The 19,980-nt window shown below is 67.3% G+C and carries 18 protein-coding genes; all 18 read left to right on the forward strand.

Features of this window, described 5'->3' with window-relative positions; genetic code table 11:
- Nucleotides 1–66 precede the first annotated feature (66 nt).
- The 18 genes from mraZ to ACSFBF_RS29345 all read left to right on the forward strand — a co-directional run bounded on the left by mraZ (nucleotide 67) and on the right by ACSFBF_RS29345 (nucleotide 19,979).
- Entirely contained in the window at nucleotides 67–495 is a 429-nt protein-coding gene (gene mraZ, locus ACSFBF_RS29260) for a division/cell wall cluster transcriptional repressor MraZ (RefSeq protein WP_435473248.1), read from the forward strand.
- Nucleotides 496–503: 8 nt separating this feature from the next.
- Nucleotides 504–1,427 (forward strand): 16S rRNA (cytosine(1402)-N(4))-methyltransferase RsmH, encoded by a 924-nt coding sequence (gene rsmH, locus ACSFBF_RS29265; protein WP_435473129.1) that lies wholly within the window; start codon nucleotides 504–506, stop codon nucleotides 1,425–1,427.
- Nucleotides 1,428–1,429: 2 nt separating this feature from the next.
- Entirely contained in the window at nucleotides 1,430–1,786 is a 357-nt protein-coding gene (gene ftsL / locus ACSFBF_RS29270) for a cell division protein FtsL (protein WP_258351231.1), read from the forward strand.
- On the forward strand, nucleotides 1,783–3,537 hold the full coding sequence (locus ACSFBF_RS29275; RefSeq protein WP_435473132.1) for a peptidoglycan D,D-transpeptidase FtsI family protein: 1,755 nt from the start codon (nucleotides 1,783–1,785) through the stop codon (nucleotides 3,535–3,537). The genes ftsL and ACSFBF_RS29275 overlap by 4 nt, the downstream gene beginning before the upstream one ends.
- A 2-nt stretch (nucleotides 3,538–3,539) precedes the next feature.
- Nucleotides 3,540–5,099, forward strand: a complete 1,560-nt coding sequence (locus ACSFBF_RS29280) for a UDP-N-acetylmuramoyl-L-alanyl-D-glutamate--2,6-diaminopimelate ligase (RefSeq protein ID WP_435473134.1) — start codon at nucleotides 3,540–3,542, stop codon at nucleotides 5,097–5,099.
- Nucleotides 5,096–6,532 (forward strand): UDP-N-acetylmuramoyl-tripeptide--D-alanyl-D-alanine ligase, encoded by a 1,437-nt coding sequence (locus ACSFBF_RS29285; RefSeq protein ID WP_435473136.1) that lies wholly within the window; start codon nucleotides 5,096–5,098, stop codon nucleotides 6,530–6,532. The genes ACSFBF_RS29280 and ACSFBF_RS29285 overlap by 4 nt, the downstream gene beginning before the upstream one ends.
- A 15-nt stretch (nucleotides 6,533–6,547) precedes the next feature.
- Nucleotides 6,548–7,726 (forward strand): phospho-N-acetylmuramoyl-pentapeptide-transferase, encoded by a 1,179-nt coding sequence (gene mraY, locus ACSFBF_RS29290; RefSeq protein WP_093056272.1) that lies wholly within the window; start codon nucleotides 6,548–6,550, stop codon nucleotides 7,724–7,726.
- A gap of 7 nt (nucleotides 7,727–7,733) precedes the next feature.
- Nucleotides 7,734–9,821: a UDP-N-acetylmuramoyl-L-alanine--D-glutamate ligase gene (gene murD, locus ACSFBF_RS29295; protein ID WP_435473138.1), complete on the forward strand. Its 2,088-nt coding sequence runs from the start codon at nucleotides 7,734–7,736 to the stop codon at nucleotides 9,819–9,821.
- Nucleotides 9,818–11,116 carry a putative lipid II flippase FtsW gene (ftsW, locus tag ACSFBF_RS29300; protein ID WP_435473140.1) on the forward strand — a complete coding sequence of 433 codons (1,299 nt, stop codon included), beginning with the start codon at nucleotides 9,818–9,820 and terminating at the stop codon, nucleotides 11,114–11,116. The genes murD and ftsW overlap by 4 nt, the downstream gene beginning before the upstream one ends.
- The gene (murG, locus tag ACSFBF_RS29305; RefSeq protein WP_435473142.1) at nucleotides 11,113–12,177 is read left to right on the forward strand and encodes an undecaprenyldiphospho-muramoylpentapeptide beta-N-acetylglucosaminyltransferase; all 1,065 of its coding nucleotides are present in this window, start codon (nucleotides 11,113–11,115) and stop codon (nucleotides 12,175–12,177) included. Before ftsW ends, murG begins: the two co-directional genes overlap by 4 nt.
- On the forward strand, nucleotides 12,174–13,643 hold the full coding sequence (murC, locus tag ACSFBF_RS29310; protein ID WP_435473144.1) for a UDP-N-acetylmuramate--L-alanine ligase: 1,470 nt from the start codon (nucleotides 12,174–12,176) through the stop codon (nucleotides 13,641–13,643). The genes murG and murC overlap by 4 nt, the downstream gene beginning before the upstream one ends.
- Nucleotides 13,640–14,611 carry a D-alanine--D-alanine ligase gene (locus tag ACSFBF_RS29315; RefSeq protein WP_426391502.1) on the forward strand — a complete coding sequence of 324 codons (972 nt, stop codon included), beginning with the start codon at nucleotides 13,640–13,642 and terminating at the stop codon, nucleotides 14,609–14,611. Before murC ends, ACSFBF_RS29315 begins: the two co-directional genes overlap by 4 nt.
- A 2-nt stretch (nucleotides 14,612–14,613) precedes the next feature.
- Complete coding sequence (locus tag ACSFBF_RS29320) at nucleotides 14,614–15,402, forward strand: cell division protein FtsQ/DivIB (protein ID WP_093078611.1); 789 nt, start codon at nucleotides 14,614–14,616, stop codon at nucleotides 15,400–15,402.
- 30 nt (nucleotides 15,403–15,432) lie between these two features.
- Nucleotides 15,433–16,662 carry a cell division protein FtsA gene (ftsA, locus tag ACSFBF_RS29325; protein ID WP_007832444.1) on the forward strand — a complete coding sequence of 410 codons (1,230 nt, stop codon included), beginning with the start codon at nucleotides 15,433–15,435 and terminating at the stop codon, nucleotides 16,660–16,662.
- A gap of 170 nt (nucleotides 16,663–16,832) precedes the next feature.
- Nucleotides 16,833–18,047: a cell division protein FtsZ gene (gene ftsZ / locus ACSFBF_RS29330; RefSeq protein ID WP_093056258.1), complete on the forward strand. Its 1,215-nt coding sequence runs from the start codon at nucleotides 16,833–16,835 to the stop codon at nucleotides 18,045–18,047.
- Nucleotides 18,048–18,302: 255 nt separating this feature from the next.
- Nucleotides 18,303–19,226: a UDP-3-O-acyl-N-acetylglucosamine deacetylase gene (gene lpxC / locus ACSFBF_RS29335; protein ID WP_176928810.1), complete on the forward strand. Its 924-nt coding sequence runs from the start codon at nucleotides 18,303–18,305 to the stop codon at nucleotides 19,224–19,226.
- Nucleotides 19,227–19,250: 24 nt separating this feature from the next.
- Nucleotides 19,251–19,427 (forward strand): hypothetical protein, encoded by a 177-nt coding sequence (locus tag ACSFBF_RS29340; protein ID WP_164713437.1) that lies wholly within the window; start codon nucleotides 19,251–19,253, stop codon nucleotides 19,425–19,427.
- Between the two features lie 69 nt (nucleotides 19,428–19,496).
- Nucleotides 19,497–19,979, forward strand: a complete 483-nt coding sequence (locus ACSFBF_RS29345; protein WP_435473148.1) for a hypothetical protein — start codon at nucleotides 19,497–19,499, stop codon at nucleotides 19,977–19,979.
- Nucleotide 19,980 lies beyond the last annotated feature (1 nt).

A 19,980-nucleotide genomic window follows, 5' to 3' on the forward strand; every position in this document is an offset into this window, starting at 1 on the left:
TGGGAAAAAGTGCGGGTAGTGCCCCTTTCGGGTGCCGCAGCACTCCCAACACAGGGGTTCGTGGTCGTGTTTCAAGGCGCTTCATCGCTCAGTCTGGATGCCAAGGGGCGGCTCTCCGTGCCGACCCGGCATCGTGACGTCCTGAGCGCGACGGCAGGCGGCCAGCTCACGATCACCAAGCATCCGCACGGATGCCTGATGGTGTTCCCCCGTCCCGAATGGGAAAAATTCCGCGATCGCATCGCCGCGCTGCCGATGTCGGCGCAGTGGTGGAAGCGCGTCTTCCTGGGCAACGCGATGGACGTCGAGATGGACGGCACCGGCCGCATCCTGGTGTCGCCCGAACTGCGTGCGGCCACCGGCATCACGCGCGAGACGCTGCTGCTGGGCATGGGCAACCACTTCGAACTCTGGGACAAGGCCACGTACGAGGCCAAGGAGGCCGAGGCCACCCAGGGCGAGATGCCGGATGTGTTTCAGGACTTTGCGTTCTGAGGACCCAAGTGAACACCCCATGGACCCATACGACCGTCTTGCTGAACGAAGCGGTGGAAGCCCTTCTTTCCGGCAGCACGGCGGCAACCGGCACCTACGTGGACGCCACTTTCGGGCGGGGAGGGCATGCGCGTGCAATCCTCTCCAGGCTGGCGCCGGAAGGCAGGCTGATCGCATTCGACAAGGATGCGGAAGCAGTGGCCGAAGCAGCGCGCATCTCCGATGCGCGTTTTTCTATCCGCCACCAGGGATTCCGCTCGCTGGGCGAACTACCCGACGCAAGCGTCACAGGCCTGCTGATGGACCTGGGCGTGAGTTCGCCGCAGATCGACAACCCGGTGCGCGGTTTCAGTTTTCGTTTCGACGGCCCGCTCGACATGCGCATGGACACCACGCGCGGCGAGAGCGTGGCCGAATGGCTGGCAACGGCCGAACTTCAGCAGATTGCAGAGGTGATCCGTGACTATGGCGAAGAACGGTTTGCTGTTCAGATTGCAAAGGCGATTGTTGCTCGCCGACAAGAACGGGGCCCAATTTCAACCACCACCGAACTGGCCGAGCTCGTGGCTGGCACGGTCAAAACCCGCGAGCAGGGCCAGAACCCTGCAACGCGCACATTTCAGGCTTTTCGGATTTTCATCAACGCCGAGCTTGAAGAGCTGCAACAGGCGCTAGAAGCGAGTCTTTCCGTGCTCAAACCCCAGGGGCGGCTTGCGGTGATCAGCTTCCACTCGCTGGAAGACCGCATCGTGAAGCAGTTCATCGCCAAGCACTCGAAGGAGGTCTACGACCGCCGCGCGCCGTTTGCCGCCCCGAAGGTCATGAAGCTGCGCGCGCTGGAGCGCATCAAGCCGTCCGACGCCGAGGTGGGTGGCAACCCGCGCTCGCGCAGCGCCATCCTGCGCGTGGCCGAGCGCACCGAGGCCAACTGACCATGGCCCGCCTGAACATCCTGCTGCTGCTGGCCGTCATCGCGACGGCTTTGTACCTTGTGCATACGCAGTACATGTCGCGCCAGCTCTATACCGAGCTCGACCGCGTACAGCAGGAAGCCCGCCGCCTGGAGACCGACCGCGATCGCCTGCAGGTCGAGAAGCGCGCACAGGCCACGCCGCTGCGCGTCGAGAAGCTCGCCAAGGAGCAGTTGCAGATGCGCACCACCTCGCCGGCGATCACGCAGTACGTGCGCCCCGACGGCACGGTGATCCCCGCGGTTGCGCCGGTGGCGCCTGCGCCGACCACGCCCAAGCCGACCGCCAAGCCGGTCACCGCAGCGAGGGCCGCACGATGAACCGGGGCAACCGCAGCGTGCGCTACACCACCAGCCCCTTGCTCGCGAGCAAGACGCCCGTGTGGCGCAGCAAGTTCATCGTCGCGGGCATTGCGCTCGGCTTCGTCATGCTGGCGGGCCGGGCAGCCTATGTGCAGGTGCTCAACAACAGCTTCTTCCAGCGACAAGGCGAAGTGCGCTTTGCGCGCACGCTCGAGCTGCCGGCCAACCGCGGCCGCATCCTCGACCGCAACGGGCTCATCCTGGCGTCCAGCGTGGTCGCGCCCAGCATCTGGGCCATTCCGGAAGACGTCGAGCGCGACGACCCCGAGGTGCGCGCCAAGCTCAAGCAGGTCGCCAAGCTGCTCGAGATGTCGCAGAAGGATTTCGACAAGAAGCTCGAAGACGAGGACAAGACCTTCGTCTGGATCAAGCGCCAGGTCGACGAGCCCATCGCCAAGCAGATTGCGGCCATGAACCTCAAGGGCATCTACCAGCGCAAGGAATACAAGCGCCAGTACCCCGAGGGCGAGGCCGCCGCGCACGTGGTGGGCTTCACCAATGTGGAAGACAACGGCCAGGAAGGCATCGAACTCGCGTTCAACAAGGATCTGGCCGGCAAGGCGGGTTCGCGCCGCGTCATCAAGGACCGCCTGGGCCGCGTGGTCGAGGGCGTCGGCGAGACCGTGCCGCCGCTCGACGGCAAGGACATCCAGCTCAGCGTCGACAGCAAGGTGCAGTTCTTCGCCTACCAGAAGCTGCGCGACGCCGTGACCGCGCGCAAGGCCAAGGCCGGCAGCGTGGTGGTGCTCGATTCCGTCACCGGCGAAGTGCTGGCGCTGGCCAACTACCCGAGCTACGTGCCCGACAAGCGCCAGAACCTCACCGGCGAGCAGCTGCGCAACCGCGCGCTCACCGACACCTTCGAGCCCGGCTCGACCATGAAGCCGATCACGGTGGGCATGGCGCTCGAAGCCGGCCGCGTGAAGCCCTCGACCCTGATCGAAACCGGCCCCGGCCGATTCCAGATCGGCGGCTTCACCATCAGCGACACGCACAACTACGGCACGCTGACGGTCGAAGGCGTGATCCAGAAGTCGAGCAACGTCGGCGCGCTCAAGATCGCCCAGAAGATGACCCCGCACGAGATGTGGGACACCTACACCGCGCTCGGCTACGGTCAGAAGCCGCAGATCCAGTTCCCCGGCGCCGTGACGGGCCGGTTGCGCCCGTGGAAGACCTGGAAGCCGGTCGAGCAGGCCACCATGGCTTACGGCTACGGCCTGTCGGCGTCGCTGTTCCAGATGGCGCATTCGTACACCTCGTTCGCGCACGACGGTTCGATTATTCCGGTGACCATCCTCAAGAACTCCGAGCCGCCGGTCGGCGTGCGCGTGTTCTCGCCGTCGAACGCGCTGGCGGTGCGCAAGATGCTGCAGATGGCCGCCGGCCCCGGTGGCACCGGCACGCGCGCGCAGACGGTCGGCTACTCGGTCGGCGGCAAGTCGGGCACGGCGCACAAGCAGGTCGGCAAGGGTTACGCGAGTAACAAATACCGCGCCTGGTTCACCGGCATGGCGCCTATCGACAAGCCGCGCATCATCGTCGCAGTGATGATCGACGAGCCCAGCGACGGTCAGTATTTCGGCGGCGTTGCCGCGGCGCCCGTGTTCAGCGAAGTCGTGCAGCAGACGCTGCGCATGATGAACGTACCGCCTGATCTGGCGGTCAAACCGCTTGTGATGACGCAGGGCGTCGACGAGAGTTTCTGAGCATGCTGACCTTCACTTCCCCCCAACTCGCCGCGGCCTGGCTCAAGGAGCGCGCGCCGCAGGCTGCGCTGCACGCCGACAGCCGCGCCGTGGGCGCGGGCGACGTCTTCATTGCCTGGCCTGGCGCCGCCACCGACGGGCGCAAGCACGTGGCGGCCGCGCTGGCGCAGGGCGCGTCAGTCTGCCTGGTGGAGCACGAGGGCGTCGAGCCCTTCGGCTTTGAAGGCGACGACCGCATCGTGAGCTACCCCGGCCTGAAGGCCGCCACCGGCCCGATCGCCTCGGCCTTCTACGACAACCCCTCGGCCCTGCTCGATGTGCTGGCCGTGACCGGCACCAACGGCAAGACTTCCACCGCCTGGTGGCTGGCCGAATCGCTCTCCACGCTGCGCGCAGCAGGTGGCGTGCGCGCCATGCGGCCCGACGGCACCATGCAGCGCGATGCGCCGTCGCCCTGCGCGGTGATGGGCACGCTGGGCATCGGCGTGCCGCCCGAGCTGACTTACACCGGCCTCACCACGCCCGACCCGGTGATGATGCAGCGCGAGCTGCGCTCGCTGGTCACGCGCGGCTTCGGCGCCTGCGCCATCGAGGCCTCGTCCATCGGCATCGCCGAGCGCCGCCTCGACGGCGCGCAGATTGCCGTGGCCGTGTTCACCAACTTCACGCAGGACCACCTCGACTACCACGGCAGCATGGACGCCTACTGGCAAGCCAAGGCCGAGCTGTTCCGTTGGCCCGGCCTGCGCGCGGCGGTGATCAACATCGACGACACGCACGGCGCCAGCCTGTGCGCGAACCTGATCGACGCCGGCATCGGCGCGCTCGACGTCTGGACCGTCTCGGCCAACGGCAAGCCGGCCCGCCTCGTGGCGCGCGACATTGGCTACGACGCGCAGGGCCTGCAGTTCTCGGTGGCCGAGCACGGCACTGCCGCGGTGGAGCGCCTGTCGACCGGCCTGATCGGCCAGTACAACGTGGCCAACCTGCTGGGCGTGCTCGGCACGCTGCGCGCGCTGGGCCTGACGCTGGCCCAGGCCGTGGCTGCCTGCGCCAACCTCACCAGCGTGCCGGGCCGCATGGACCGCGCAGGCACCGGCGAAGGTGCGCCGCTCGCCGTGGTCGACTACGCCCACACGCCCGATGCGCTCGACAAGGCGCTGATCGGCCTGCGCCCGCTTGCAAGGCAGCGCGGCGGTGCGCTCTGGTGCCTGTTCGGCTGCGGCGGCGACCGCGACCCGATCAAGCGCCCGATGATGGCCGCCGTGGCCGAGCGCCAGGCCGACCGCGTGGTCGTCACCAGCGACAACCCGCGCAGCGAAAAGCCCGACGCGATCATCAGCCAGGTGCTGCGCGGCTTCTCCAGCCCCGAGGCCGCCCAGGTGCAGCCCGACCGCGCCGCTGCCATCGCCGACGCGATCGCGCAGGCCGCGCCGCAAGACGTGGTGCTGATCGCTGGCAAGGGCCACGAGGCCTGGCAGGAAATCGCCGGCCAGCGCATCGAGTTTTCCGACAAGGCCCATGCGCTGCAGGCGCTGGCAAAGCGGGGTGCCTCGGCATGACCGACACGACGCCTCTCAACATCACGCTGGCCCAGGTGCAGCAATGGATTCCGGGATCGCGCCTGGTGGGTGACGCCTCGACCCTCATCGCCCGCGTGCACACCGACACGCGCACGCTTGCGCAGGGCGACCTGTTCGTCGCGCTCAAGGGCGAGCGCTTCGACGCCAACGACTTCCTGGCGGACGCCAAGAAGCGCGGAGCCGTTGCGGCCATTGCACACCACGGCCTCGAAGCTGCCGGCCTCTGCGGCCTCGAAGTGCCCGACTCGCTGGCCGCGCTCGGCGCGCTCGGCGCGGGCTGGCGCGCGCAGTTCGAACTGCCGCTGATCGCCGTGACCGGCAGCAACGGCAAGACCACGGTCACGCAGATGATCGCGGCCGTGCTGTTCGCCTTCCGCGCCGAACGCGCGCTGGCCACCGCCGGCAACTTCAACAACGAGATCGGCGTGCCGCTCACGCTGCTGCGCCTGCGCGCGCAGCACCAGCGCGCGGTGCTCGAGCTGGGCATGAACCATCCCGGCGAGATCGCGCGGCTGGCAGCCATCTCGCGCCCGACCATCGCGCTCGTCAACAACGCCCAGCGCGAGCACCAGGAGTTCATGGCCACCGTCGAGGCGGTCGCCGTCGAGAACGCCGCCGTGTTCGCGGTGCTGCCCGAAGGCGGCACGGCCGTGTTTCCCTACGGCGACGCCTTCACCTCGCTGTGGACCGACATGGCGCACGCCGGTGGCTCGCGTCGCTGCATGACCTTCGGCGAACCGGAGGATGCCGACATCTCGCTCGACAGCGCCGAATGGAAGCAGGGCGCCTGGGCGGTGCGCATCCGCACGCCGATTGGCGCCTTCGACGCGCGCCTGCATATCGCGGGCCGGCACAACGTCGTCAATGCGCTGGCCGCCACGGCCTGCGCGCTTGCGGCCGGCGTGTCGGTCGAGACCATTGCCGCGGGACTGTCGGCCTTCGAGCCGGTCAAGGGCCGTTCGCGCGCCAACGAGATCGTGCTGGCCGACGGCCATGCGCTCACGCTGGTCGACGACAGCTACAACGCCAACCCCGATTCCGTGCTCGCCGCCATCGACGTGCTCGCCGCCCTGCCGGGCCCGCGCCTGCTGGTGCTGGGCGACATGGGCGAGGTGGGCGACCGTTCGCCCGAATTTCACGCCGAAGTCGGCGAGTGGGCGCGCCAGCGCGGCATCGAGTCTGTCTACACGCTGGGCGCCGCGACGGCGCACACCACCACCGCTTTCGGCGGTGCCGACGGACGCCATTTCGACGAGTTCGACGCGCTCGGCGCGGCCGTGCTCGCGCGCCTGCCGCAACTCGGCAGCGTGCTCGTCAAGGGATCGCGCTTCATGAAGATGGAGCGCGTGGTGCAGGTCGTCGAGGCGCAAGCACAACCACAACAACAAAAGGAGGCCGGTCATGACGCATGAGCCGCGCGAAACAACATGCTGATGACCCTGGCCCAATGGCTGCAGACGCTCTCGCCCGAGTTCGGGTTTTTGCGCGTTTTTCAATACCTCACTTTCCGCGCGCTGATGGCTGCGCTGACCGCGCTCGTGGTCGGCCTCGTGGCCGGCCCGTACGTGATCCGCCGCCTGGCCGCGCTCAAGATCGGCCAGCCGATTCGCGGCTACGGCATGGAAACGCACCTCACCAAGAGCGGCACGCCCACCATGGGCGGCGTGCTGGTGCTGTTCGCCATCGCCTTCGCCACGCTGCTGTGGTTCGATATTTCGAACCGGTTCGTGTGGATCGTGCTGTGGGTCACGATGGGCTTCGGCGCCATCGGCTGGGTCGACGACTGGCGCAAGGTGGTTCGCAAAGACCCCGAAGGCATGCGCTCGCGCGAGAAGTATTTCTGGCAGTCGGTGGTCGGCCTGATTGCGGCCTTCTACCTGCTCTTCAGCATCTCGGAGAGCTCCAACTGGCGCGTGGTGCAGCTGTTCTTCGCGTGGGTGCAGTCGGGCTTCGACCTCGACTTTCCGCCCAAGATCAACCTGCTGGTGCCTTTCTTCAAGGAAGTGAGCTACCCGCTGGGCGGCATCGGCTTCGTGATCCTCACGTACCTGGTGATCGTGGGCGCGAGCAATGCCGTGAACCTGACCGACGGCCTCGACGGCCTCGCGATCATGCCGGTGGTGATGGTGGGCTCGGCGCTGGGCGTGTTCGCCTATGTCACGGGCAGCGCTGTGTACTCCAAGTACCTGCTGTTCCCCAACATCCCGGGCTCGGGCGAGCTGCTGGTGTTCTGCTCGGCCATGGCCGGCGCGGGGCTCGCGTTCCTCTGGTTCAACACCCATCCGGCGCAGGTCTTCATGGGCGACGTGGGCGCGCTGGCGCTCGGCGGCGCGCTGGGCACCATCGCGGTCATCGTGCGTCAGGAGATCGTGTTCTTCATCATGGGCGGCATCTTCGTGGTCGAGGCGATCTCGGTGATGGCGCAGGTCATGTACTTCAAGTACACGAAGAAGCGCTACGGCGAAGGCCGCCGCGTGCTCAAGATGGCGCCGCTGCACCATCACTTCGAGAAGAGCGGCTGGCGCGAGACGCAGGTCGTGGTGCGCTTCTGGATCATCACGATGCTGCTGTGCCTCGTGGGTCTTTCGACGTTGAAGCTGCGGTAACGGAACCATGCGGCATCTGAAAGACCTCCCCGTTCTCATCCTCGGCCTCGGTGCGTCCGGGCTGGCGATGACGCGCTGGTGCGCGCGCCACGGTGCCGTCGTGACCGTGGCCGATACGCGCGAGGCACCAGCACTGCTCGCGACGCTGCGGGCGGAGCTGCCCGGGGTGACGTTCGTCGGCGGGCCGTTCACGGCTGCGCTGGTTGAAGGCACGCCGATCCGCGCGGTGTATCGCTCGCCGGGGCTTTCGCCCGCGACCATCGCGTTGGTGGCCGATGCGGCGCGCGCTGTGGGTCTGCCGGTTGGTGGCGAGCTGGATCTTTTCGCGCGTGCGCTGCTGGATCTGCGGACTGTGGAAGTGCCGGTGGTCGAAGCCGAGCCGGAACCCGAAGCCGCACCCGAAGCAGAAGCGCCCGTGGAAACCGCCGAGCCGGAGGCGCAGGCGCAACTGCCGCTGGACGAGCCCGCGCCCGCCGAGCAAGCGGAAGCCGTGGCCGAGCCGGTGCAAGAGCCCGAGCCTGTCGAAACCGAAACGCCTGAGGTCGCCGCCGAAACCGTGCCCGCGCAGGCCGAAGCCATGCCGCGCGATCCGTCGATGAGCGTCGCCGTGCCACTGCCGCCCGAGGCCGCAGAAGTCGTCGAGCCGGTGGCCGAGCCCGCACCGGAAGCCACCGAGGCAATGGCCGAAACGCCGGAAGTGCCCGTCGTTGTTCCCGAGGCTCCCGCACCCGCCACCGCTTCCCGCCTGCCCTCTACCGGCAAGCCCTACGTCCCGACCGCCGCCAGGGAGGCCGCCGAGTTCGTCGCCAAGATCGCCGAAATCTCCGCCACCAACCCGGCCTCGGCCGCCGTCGAGGAAGAATCGCCCCAGCTCGAACTGGCGCCCATCGTCGAGCCCGAAGCCCCCAAGGGCTACACGCCCGCGGTGCTCGCCATTACCGGCACCAACGGCAAGACCACCGTCACCTCGCTCACCGGCCAACTGGTCGAGCGCGCGGGCAAGACCGTGGCCGTGGCCGGCAACATCGGCCCGACGCTGCTCGACACGCTCTCGGCGCACATGGATGCCGACACGCTGCCCGACGTGTGGGTGCTCGAACTGTCCAGCTTCCAGCTCGACGGCGTGCAGGACTTCGAGCCCACCGCAGCCACCGTGCTCAACCTCACGCAAGACCACCTCGACTGGCATGGCGACATGCCGGCCTATGCGGCGGCCAAGGCGCGCATCTTCGGCGCGCACGGGCTGATGATCCTCAACCGCGACGATGTCGGCGTGATGGCGATGCTGCCCGCGCCCGTCAGGGTCAAGCTGCAGCGCCCGCAGATCCGCACGCACGTCACCTTCGGCGCGGCCATGCCGCTGCGCCCGGGTGACTACGGCATCGAGCGCGTCAACGGCATGGCCTGGCTGGTGCGCGCGCTGGAAGCCGACGAAACGCAGAAGCGCAAGCGCGGCGCCGTGGTGGAAGAAGAAATCTTCCTGCAACGCCTGATGCCCGCCGACGCGCTGCGCATCCGCGGCCGCCACAACGCCATGAACGCGCTGGCCGCGCTCGCGCTGGCCAGTGCTGCCGACTGCCCGCTGGGCCCGATGCTCTACGGCCTGCGCGAATACCACGGCGAGCCGCACCGCGTGGAGCCCATCGCCATCGTGGACGAGGTCGAGTACTTCGACGACAGCAAGGGCACCAACGTCGGCGCCACCGTGGCCGCGTTGATCGGCCTGGGCGAAGAGCGCCGCGTGGTCGTCATCCTCGGTGGTGACGGCAAGGGGCAAGACTTTGAGCCGCTGGCCGAGCCCGTGCGCCAGTACGCGCGCGCCGTGGTGCTCATCGGCCGCGACGCGCCGATCATCGAGGCCGCGCTGGCATCGACCGGCGTTTCGCTGCTGCATGCCGCCTCGATGGACGAGGCTGTGAAGCTCGCGTCCGCGCGCGCCAACCCCGGTGATGCCGTGCTGCTGTCACCGGCCTGTGCGAGCTTCGACATGTTCAAGGACTACGCGCACCGCGCCGAGGTGTTCCGCGAGGCCGTGCAGGCCTACGAGGACAACCCGCGCGGCATGGGCGATTCGACGACGGAGGACACGGTTTGAACTCTGCCGCCTCAGGCGCCACGCCCAACGCATCCACCAGCCGCTTCGGCGGCTGGTTCAGGCGCGCCCGCAGCGGGATCGACTCGCTGCCCGTGCACCTGCCCGTGCGGCTGGGCGGCGCCGGCATCGCGCAGACAAAAGCCACGCCGATGCGCGTGCTGGGTTTCGACCAGGCGCTGGTCTGGGTCACGGTCGCGCTGCTGACCTGGGGCCTGATCATGGTGTATTCGGCCTCCATCGCGCTGCCCGACAACCCGCGCTTTGCGCGCGCGGGCTACAGCGCCTCGTACTTCCTCACGCGACACGCGGCCTCGGTGATCTTTGCGTTCATCACCGCGCTGCTGGCCTTCCAGATCCCGATGAAGACCTGGGAGCGCGCCGCGCCCTGGCTCTTCGTGGCCTCGCTGCTGCTGCTGGTGGCTGTGCTCATTCCGCACATCGGCATCAACGTGAACGGCGCGCGCCGCTGGCTGCCGATGGGCTTCATGCGCTTCCAGCCTTCGGAGCTGGCCAAGCTCGCGATGGTGCTCTACGCCGCCAGCTACATGGTGCGCAAGATGGAGATCAAGGAGCGCTTCTTCCGCGCCGTGCTGCCGATGGGCATCGCGGTGGTGGTGGTTGGCATGCTGGTGATGGCCGAGCCGGACATGGGCGCGTTCATGGTGATCGCCGTGATCGCCATGGGCATCCTGTTCCTGGGCGGCGTGAATGCGCGCATGTTCTTCGTGATTGCTGCGCTGGTGGTGGTGGCCTTCGGCACCATCGTCGCGAGCAGCCCGTGGCGCCGCGAGCGCATTTTTGCGTACCTCGATCCGTGGAGCGAAGAGCACGCGCTGGGCAAGGGCTACCAGTTGTCGCACTCGCTGATCGCCATCGGGCGCGGCGAGATTTTCGGCGTGGGCTTGGGCGGCAGCGTCGAGAAGCTGCACTGGCTGCCCGAGGCGCACACCGACTTCCTGCTGGCCGTGATCGGCGAAGAGTTCGGCCTGGTCGGCGTGCTGCTGATCATCGGCATGTTCCTCTGGCTCACGCGCCGCATCATGCACATCGGCCGCCAGGCGATTGCACTCGACCGCGTGTTCTCGGGTCTCGTGGCACAGGGCGTGGGCGTGTGGCTTGGCTTCCAGACCTTCATCAACATGGGCGTGAACCTGGGCGCTCTGCCGACCAAGGGCCTGACCTTGCCGCTGATGAGCTTCGGCGGCTCGGCCATCCTGATGAACCTTGTGGCGCTGGCCATCGTGCTGCGCATCGACTACGAAAACCGCGTGCTCATGCGTGGGGGTCGCGTATGACCGGCCGTACCGCACTCGTCATGGCAGGCGGCACTGGTGGCCACATCTTCCCGGGACTCGCGGTGGCCGAGGCCCTGCGCGAGCGCGGCTGGCAGGTGCACTGGCTTGGCGCGCCCGGCAGCATGGAAGAAAAACTCGTGCCGCCGCGCGGCTTCGCCTTCGAGCCCGTGCAGTTCGGCGGCGTGCGCGGCAAGGGCCCGCTCACGCTGTTCCTGTTGCCGCTGAAGCTGCTGCGCGCCTTCTGGCAGAGCCTGCGCGTGGTGCGCCGCGTGAAGCCCGACGTGCTGGTGGGCCTCGGCGGCTACATCACCTTTCCGGGCGGAATGATGGGCGTGCTGCTCAACAAGCCGCTGGTGCTGCACGAGCAGAACTCGGTGGCAGGTCTCGCCAACAAGGTGCTGGCGGGCGTGGCCGACCGTGTGTTCACGGCCTTCCCCAATGTGCTGAAGAAGGCGCAGTGGGTGGGCAACCCGCTGCGCGCGGCCTTCACTTCGCAGCCCGATCCGGCCACGCGCTTCGCGGGCCGTACCGGTCCGCTGAAATTGCTGGTGGTCGGCGGCAGCCTCGGTGCCCGCGGCCTCAACACCGTGGTGCCGCAGGCGCTGGCACGCATCGAGCCGGCCACGCGCCCGCAGGTGCTGCACCAGAGCGGCGCCAAGCAGATCGACGAACTGCGCGCCAACTACACGGCGGCCGGCGTCGAAGGCGAACTCACGCCGTTCATCGAAGACACGGCGCAGGCTTACGCCGACGCCGACATCATCGTCGCGCGCGCCGGCGCCAGCACCGTCACAGAAATCGCGGCCGTCGGCGCAGCAGCGCTGTTCGTGCCTTTCCCCTCGGCGGTCGACGACCACCAGACCACCAACGCGCGCTTCCTCGTGGACGCGGGCGGCGGATGGCTCGTGCAGCAGGCCGACCTCACTCCTGAATTGCTGGCTGACTTGCTACAGAACACCGGGCGCACCGCGCTGATCGACAAGGCCGCCAAGGCCAAGACCATGCAGAAGACCGAAGCCGTCGAGGCGGTCGTCCGCGCCTGCGAGGAGCTTGCCAAATGAAGCACGCGATTCGTCACATTCACTTCGTCGGCGTCGGTGGTTCCGGCATGAGCGGTATCGCCGAAGTGCTGCTGAACCTGGGCTACAAGATCACGGGCTCCGACCTGTCCGACAGCGTCACGCTGCGCCGTCTCGCGGGCCTTGGCATCGGCACCTTCGTGGGCCACGCCGCCGCGCACATCGACGGCGCGGACGCGGTCGTCACCTCCACCGCCGTGCAGTCGGACAACCCCGAAGTGCTGGCCGCGCGCGAGAAGCGCATTCCGGTGGTGCCGCGCGCGCTGATGCTGGCCGAGCTGATGCGCCTGAAGCAGGGCATTGCCATTGCCGGCACGCACGGCAAGACCACCACCACCAGCCTGGTGGCGAGCGTGCTCGACGCCGCCGGGCTCGATCCGACCTTCGTGATCGGCGGCCGCCTGAACAGCGCCGGTGCCAACGCGCAGCTCGGCAGCGGCGACTACATCGTGGTCGAGGCCGACGAGTCGGACGCCTCGTTCCTGAACCTGCTGCCGGTGATGGCGGTGGTCACGAACATCGACGCCGACCATATGGAGACTTACGGGCACGACTTCGCGAAGCTCAAGAAAGCCTTCGTCGACTTCCTGCACCGCATGCCGTTCTACGGCGTGGCCATTCTCTGCACCGACGATCCGGCGGTGCGCGAGATTGTGGCCGACGTGACCTGCCCCGTTACCAGCTACGGCTTCGGTGAGGACGCTCAGGTGCGCGCCATCGACGTGCGTGCCGTCGGCGGCCAGATGCATTTCACCGCGCAGCGCCGCAACGGCGTGACGCTGCCGGACCTGCCCATCGTGCTGAACCTGCCGGGCGAGCACAACGTGCGCAATGCGCTGTCGGTGATCGCGGTGGCCGTGGAGCTCGGCATTCCAGACGAAGCCGTGCAGCGCGGCCTTGCGGGCTTCAAGGGCGTGGGCCGCCGCTTCCAGAGCTACGGCGACGTGGCTGTGCAAGGCGGAGATGCCACCGGCACCTTCACCGTGATCGACGACTACGGCCATCACCCGGTCGAGATGGCGGCCACCATCGCCGCCGCGCGCGGCGCGTTCCCGGGCCGCCGGCTGGTGCTGGCCTTCCAGCCGCACCGCTACACCCGCACGCGCGACTGCTTCGAAGACTTCGTGAAGGTCATCGGCACGGCCGACTCTGTGCTGCTTGGCGAGGTCTATGCCGCGGGCGAGGCACCCATCGTGGCGGCCGACGGCCGCACGCTGGCGCGCGCACTGCGCGTGGCCGGCAAGGTCGAGCCGGTGTTCGTCGACGACATCGCAGCCATGCCCCAAGCCATTCTCGACAACGCCCGCGCGGGCGACGTGGTGCTTTCCATGGGCGCCGGCTCCATCGGCGCGGTGCCGGGCAAGGTCGTCGAACTCGGCGCGGCCACGGCTACAGCCACCGCACCTTCAACATCGCAGCGCGATTCGCGCAAAGGGAGGGCCTCATGAGCCTTCAGGACCCCAAACTCTTCGGCAAGGTTGCCGTGCTGTTCGGCGGCAGTTCCGCCGAACGCGAAATCTCGTTGATGTCGGGCACCGGCGTGCTCGAAGCCCTGCGTTCGCGCGGTGTCGATGCGCATGCCTTCGACCCGTCGCAGCGTGAGCTGGCAGACCTGAAGCGCGAAGGCTTCGCGCGTTGCTTCGTCGCATTGCATGGCCGCCATGGCGAGGACGGCACCGTGCAGGGGGCGCTCGAACTGCTCGGCATTCCGTACACCGGCTCGGGCGTGATGGCCTCCAGCGTGGCCATGGACAAGGTCATGACCAAGCGCATCTGGCAAGCCGACGGCCTGCCGACGCCCAAGTACGTGCGCCTGGCCTTCGACCAGCAAAGCCGCGAGCAGATCATGGCCGTGCCCGACGTGCTTGGCCTGCCGCTGATCGTGAAGCCGCCGCGCGAGGGCTCCTCCATCGGCGTGACCAAGGTCGAGGGCTACTCGCAGATGCAGGACGCGATCACGCTGTCGGCCAAGTACGACGCCGACGTGCTCTGCGAAGAATTCATCGAAGGCGAGGAAGTGACCTGTGCCGTGCTCGGCCACGGGCTCGATGCGCGCGCGCTGCCGGTGGTGCGCATCTCTGCACCCGAAGGCGCTTACGACTACCAGAACAAGTACTTCACCGACGACGTGAAGTACCAGTGCCCGAGCGGCCTGCCCGAGGCGGAAGAGCACGAGATCCAGCGCATCACGCTGGCCGCCTATCGCACGCTCGGCTGCCGCGGCTGGGGCCGCGCCGACGTGATGATCCGCGCCAGCGACCGCAAGCCCTTCCTGCTGGAGATGAACACCTCGCCCGGCATGACCAGCCATTCGCTGGTGCCGATGTCGGCCCGCGCTGCGGGCATCGCGTACGAAGACCTGTGCCTGCGGGTGCTGGCCTCGGCCGCGCTCGACGCAACGGGAGGCTCGCTATAGCCATGGCCGACAGCATCCCAGCGCCCTTCGACGTCAAGCTCATGAACATCGTCGCGAACATTGCCTTCGCGATGGTGGCGCTCATGCTGCTGGCCGCGGGCGCGTGGTGGGTGCTGCGGCAGCCTTTCTTCCCCATCGGCGGCATCAAGGTGGACGGCGAAGTCACGCACAACAACGCGGTCACGCTGCGTGCCAACGTGGCGCCGCAGCTCACGGGCAACTTCTTCACCATCGACTTGGGGCGCGCACGCGCTGCCTTCGAGTCGGTGCCATGGGTGCGCAGCGCGGTGGTGCGGCGCGAGTTCCCCAACAAGCTGCGCGTGACGCTGACCGAGCAGGTGCCGGTGGCCAACTGGGGCGACGACGCGGGCTCGAAGCTGATCAACGGTTTCGGCGACGTGTTCGAGGCCAACGTGGCCGAGGTGGACGACAACCTGCCGCGCCTGGACGGCCCGATCGAACAGGCCGGCCAGGTACTGGGGATGTACCGCGTGCTGCAGCCGCAGTTCCAGCCTTACGACATGAGCATCGACGAGCTCACGCTGTCGAGCCGGGGCAGCTGGAAGGTGGTGCTCGACAGCGGTGCCGAGATAGAGCTCGGCCGCGGCCAGAGCGAGGAGGTGACGGCCCGCCTGCAGCGGTTCCTGAAGACCGTGACCCAGGTCGCGGGCCAGTACCGCCGCACGATGGCCGACGTGGAGGGCGCCGACCTGCGACACAACGACGCGTATGCATTGCGGCTGCGCGGCGTCACCACGGTCTCGCCAGAGGCCCCAAGAAAAATCAAGTAGCGCTCATCGAGAAATCGAGGACATATCTCAATGCCTAAAGAATACAAAGACCTGGTCGTAGGACTCGACATCGGCACCGCCAAGGTGATGGTGGTCGTGGCCGAAGTGCTGCCTGGAGGCGAGCTCAAGCTGGCCGGCCTCGGCATCGCGCCAAGCAACGGCTTGAAGCGCGGCGTGGTGGTGAATATCGACGCCACCGTGCAGAGCATCCAGCAGGCCCTGAAAGAGGCCGAGCTGATGGCCGACTGCAAGATCAGCCGCGTCTACACCGGCATCACCGGCAGCCATATCCGCGGCATCAATTCGAGCGGCATGGTGGCGGTGAAGGACAAGGAAGTGACGCCCGCCGACGTGGCCCGCGTGGTGGAGACGGCGCGCGCCATCAACATCTCCAGCGACCAGCGCCTGCTGCTGGTGGAGCCGCAGGAGTTCGTGATCGACGGCCAGGATGTGAAGGAGCCGATCGGCATGAGCGGCATGCGGCTCGAAGCCAAGGTGCACATCGTGACCGGCGCACAGAGCGCGGCCGAGAACATCATCAAGTGCGTGCGCCGCTGCGGCCTCGAAGTCGACCAGCTGATGCTGAACCCGCTGGCCTCAAGTCAGGCGGTGCTGACCGAAGACGAGCGCGAGCTCGGCGTGGTGCTGGTCGACATCGGCGCGGGCACGACCGACGTGGCGATCTTCACCAACGGTGCGATCCGCCATACGGCCGTGATCCCGATCGCGGGCGACCTCATCACGAGCGACATCGCGATGGCGCTGCGCACGCCGACGAAAGACGCGGAAGACATCAAGGTTGAGAACGGCTATGCCAAGCAACTGCTGGCCGACCCCGACACGCAAGTCGAAGTGCCGGGCCTGGGCGACCGCGGCCCGCGCATGCTGAGCAAGCAGGCACTGGCCGGCGTGATCGAGCCGCGCATCGAAGAAATCTTCTCGCTGGTGCAGCAGGTGGTGCGCGAGTCGGGCTATGAAGAAGTGCTGTCGTCGGGCGTGGTGCTCACGGGCGGCAGCGCCGTGATGCCCGGCATGGTCGAGCTCGGTGAAGACATCTTCCTGAAGCCCGTGCGCCGCGGCATCCCGAAGTATTCGAGCGCGCTGTCCGACATGGTTGCGCAGCCTCGTGCAGCGACGGTGATGGGCCTGCTCGAAGAGGCACGGTTCGCGCGCATGCGTGGCTTCAAGGTCGCACAGAAGAATGGGTCGGTAAAGACTGCATTCGGACGTTTCAAAGACTTCATCGTGGGGAATTTCTAGCCATGATCAAGTCTCCACTCTGGCTCGCGCGTGGCAGCCCCCCATTGCATTTCAACGAGCGATGGCGACGAACAGGTCCACCATCGTGACGGACGCATCGTTGATCTCGTCACGGCACAAGAATTATTCATAGACACATAACGGCAACTGCAAGATTCAAGGAGTTAAAAATGACCATCGAAATGATCGAAGTCGAAGAGTTCAATCAGGGCACGCAGATCAAGGTGATCGGTGTTGGCGGTGGCGGCGGCAATGCGGTCGCCCACATGATGGAGCGCGGCGTGCAGGGCGTTCAGTTCGTCTGCGCGAACACCGACGCACAGGCACTGCAGCGCAGCAGCGCGCACAAGATCATCCAGCTCGGCACCAGCGGCCTGGGTGCCGGCAGCAAGCCCGACAAGGGCCGTGAAGCGGCCGAGCTCGCGGTGGACGACATCCGCGCGGCCATCGACGGCGCGCACATGCTGTTCATCACGGCCGGCATGGGCGGTGGCACCGGCACCGGCGCCGCGCCCGTCATCGCACGCGTCGCGAAGGAAATGGGCATCCTCACCGTGGGTGTGGTGACCAAGCCCTTCGACTGGGAAGGCGGCCGTCGCATGACCAATGCCGACGCCGGCCTGGCTGAACTCGAAGCGAACGTCGATTCGCTGATCGTGGTGCTCAACGAGAAGCTGCTCGACGTGCTGGGCGAGGACGTCACTCAGGACGAAGCCTTCGCGCAGGCCAACGACGTGCTGAAGAACGCCGTGGGCGGCATCTCGGAAATCATCAACGAGTACGGCGGCGTGAACGTCGACTTCGAAGACGTGCGCACCGTGATGGGCGAACCCGGCAAGGCCATGATGGGCACCGCTGCCGCAGCCGGTCCGGACCGCGCGCGCATCGCCGCCGAACAGGCCGTGGCCTGCCCGCTGCTCGAAGGCATCGACCTCTCGGGTGCCAAGGGCGTGCTGGTGCTGGTGACGGCGTCGAAGGGCTCGCTGAAGCTGAACGAATCGAAGCTCGCGATGAACACCATTCGCGCCTACGCTTCGCCGGACGCGCACGTGATCTACGGCGCGGCCTACGACGACAGCCTCGGCGACGAGATGCGCGTGACGGTGGTGGCCACGGGCCTGTCGCGTGCCGATGCCCGCCGCCAGGCACCTACGCTGGAAGTGATCCGCACCGGCACCGACAACATCCCGTTCAACGTGCCGACGCTCGGTGGTACGGGGCACGCCAGTGGTGGCGGCCACAGCCAGCCCAACTACGACGGCATGGCCGTTCCCAGCGTGTGGCGCACCAACCGCACGATGGCCGCAGCGAAGGTGGACGCGCTGTCTTCGGGCGGCATGGACGACTTCGAGATTCCGGCCTTCCTTCGTCGCCAGGCTGATTAAGAGGACACCCCGTTCGATGGTCTCGCTGGAGGCCATCGCGGGGTGAACTCGGCCAGACGCAGAGGGCACGAGGGTTCGCAAGGGGCACAGGGACGACCTGAAAGGGACGTCTGCTGGCTCTAGGCGCTGCGCTCACCTCGTGCCCTTTGCGTCCATTTCGCGCCAATTTGGCGGGATTGCATAGAACCCATGTCTATCGGTGCCATAGCGAGGGGCATAGGGCGCCACGCCCGTCGCGCGCCTAAAATCCCGGCCGTGCTGCAACAACGAACCCTCAAGTCGATCAGCCGCGCCGTGGGCGTGGGGCTCCATAGCGGCCAACGCGTGGAGCTGACGCTGCGACCGGCCCCTGCCGACACGGGCATCGTGTTCCGCCGCGTCGACCTGCCGGAGCCGGCCGAGATCCGCATGACCGCCGAGGCGGTCACCGACACGCGCCTTGCATCCACCGTTTCCACCGGCGGTGCCAAGGTGCAGACCGTCGAACATCTGATGTCAGCCTGCGCTGGGCTGGGCATCGACAACCTCTACATCGACATCACGGCCGACGAAGTGCCGATCCTCGACGGGTCGGCCTCGTCCTTCGTGTTCCTGCTGCAAAGCGCGGGCATCGCGCTGCAGAAGGCGCCGCGCCGCTTCATCCGCGTGACCCGCAAGGTCGAAGTGCGCGAAGGTGAGGGCGCCAACGAGAAGTGGGCAAGCCTGGAGCCGTACCACGGCTACAAGCTCAGCTTCGAGATCGACTTCGACCACCGCGTGGTCAATTCCACCGGCCAGCGCGTGGAGTTCGACCTTGGCACCGACTCGTACAGCCGCGACATCGCGCGCGCGCGCACCTTCGGCTTCACCAAGGAAGTCGAGTACATGCGCAGCAAGGGCCTCGCGCTCGGCGGCGGCCTGGACAACGCCATCGTGATGGACGACACCAAGGTGCTCAATGCGGGCGGCCTGCGCTACGACGACGAGTTCGTGAAGCACAAGATCCTCGACGCCATGGGCGACCTGTACATCATCGGCAAGCCGCTGCTGGCGGCCTACACCGCGTTCCGTTCGGGCCATGCGCTCAACAATAAGCTGCTGCGCGAACTGCTCTCGCACAGCGACGCCTACGAAGTCGTGACCTTCGAGGACGAGAAGCGCGCACCGCGCGGTTTCGGCGAAGTTGCCCGGGCCTGGTAGGCCACGCCCGTCTCTCCGCCTCACATGCTTCTTTTCCGCTGGGCCATCCTGCTGCTTCTGCTGGTGGCGGGCGTGTGCTTTGCGTTCTATGCGGGCACGGGGCAGGCCAAGTACCGGCGCATCGGATGGATCGTGTTGAAGTGGACGCTGCTTGCGGCGTTCGGCTTTTTCGCGGTGCTGATCGCCGAGCGCGTGGCGTAGCCTTTGCGTCCTCGTTCGCATGTCCGGAAACGGCATGCGTGGCGGCACGCTCCGGCGCACGATGGCGCCATGAACACCAACACCTCCCCCGGCCGAAACCCATTCGGCGTCGAAGATGCGCCCGACCCGGATGGCGCAGATATCGAAGCGTTTGCCGAGAGCATCGAACTTCACGGCGGGCCCGATGACCCGAACGCGCCTGCGTGGGGCACAACATCGGTGAACGACGCGCCATCCTCGATCGTCGGCGCATGGTCCAGCCGCTGGAATGGCGGCGCCGATCCGACGATTCCTGGTGATTCCGAAGCTGCATGGAAGCAGGGCACAGCCACTGTGCGGGTGGCCGGCAGCCGGTTCTATCTGCTGTTCGATTGGGATGGCGGCGCGCGGCAGGCCCTGCTCGATGTCCGCTATGTCGATCCCGACACGCTCGTGGGCCGCTACATCAACCTGAGCAATCCGGCCATCACGCAGCCCTGGGTGGGCCTGATCGTCGACAACCGCAGGATCGACGGTCGCTGGCCCAACGGGCGGCTGGATTTCAGGCGATAGG

Origin of the sequence: Variovorax nivicola (assembly GCF_051216475.1) — a bacterium.
Classification (GTDB): Bacteria; Pseudomonadota; Gammaproteobacteria; order Burkholderiales; family Burkholderiaceae_C; genus Variovorax.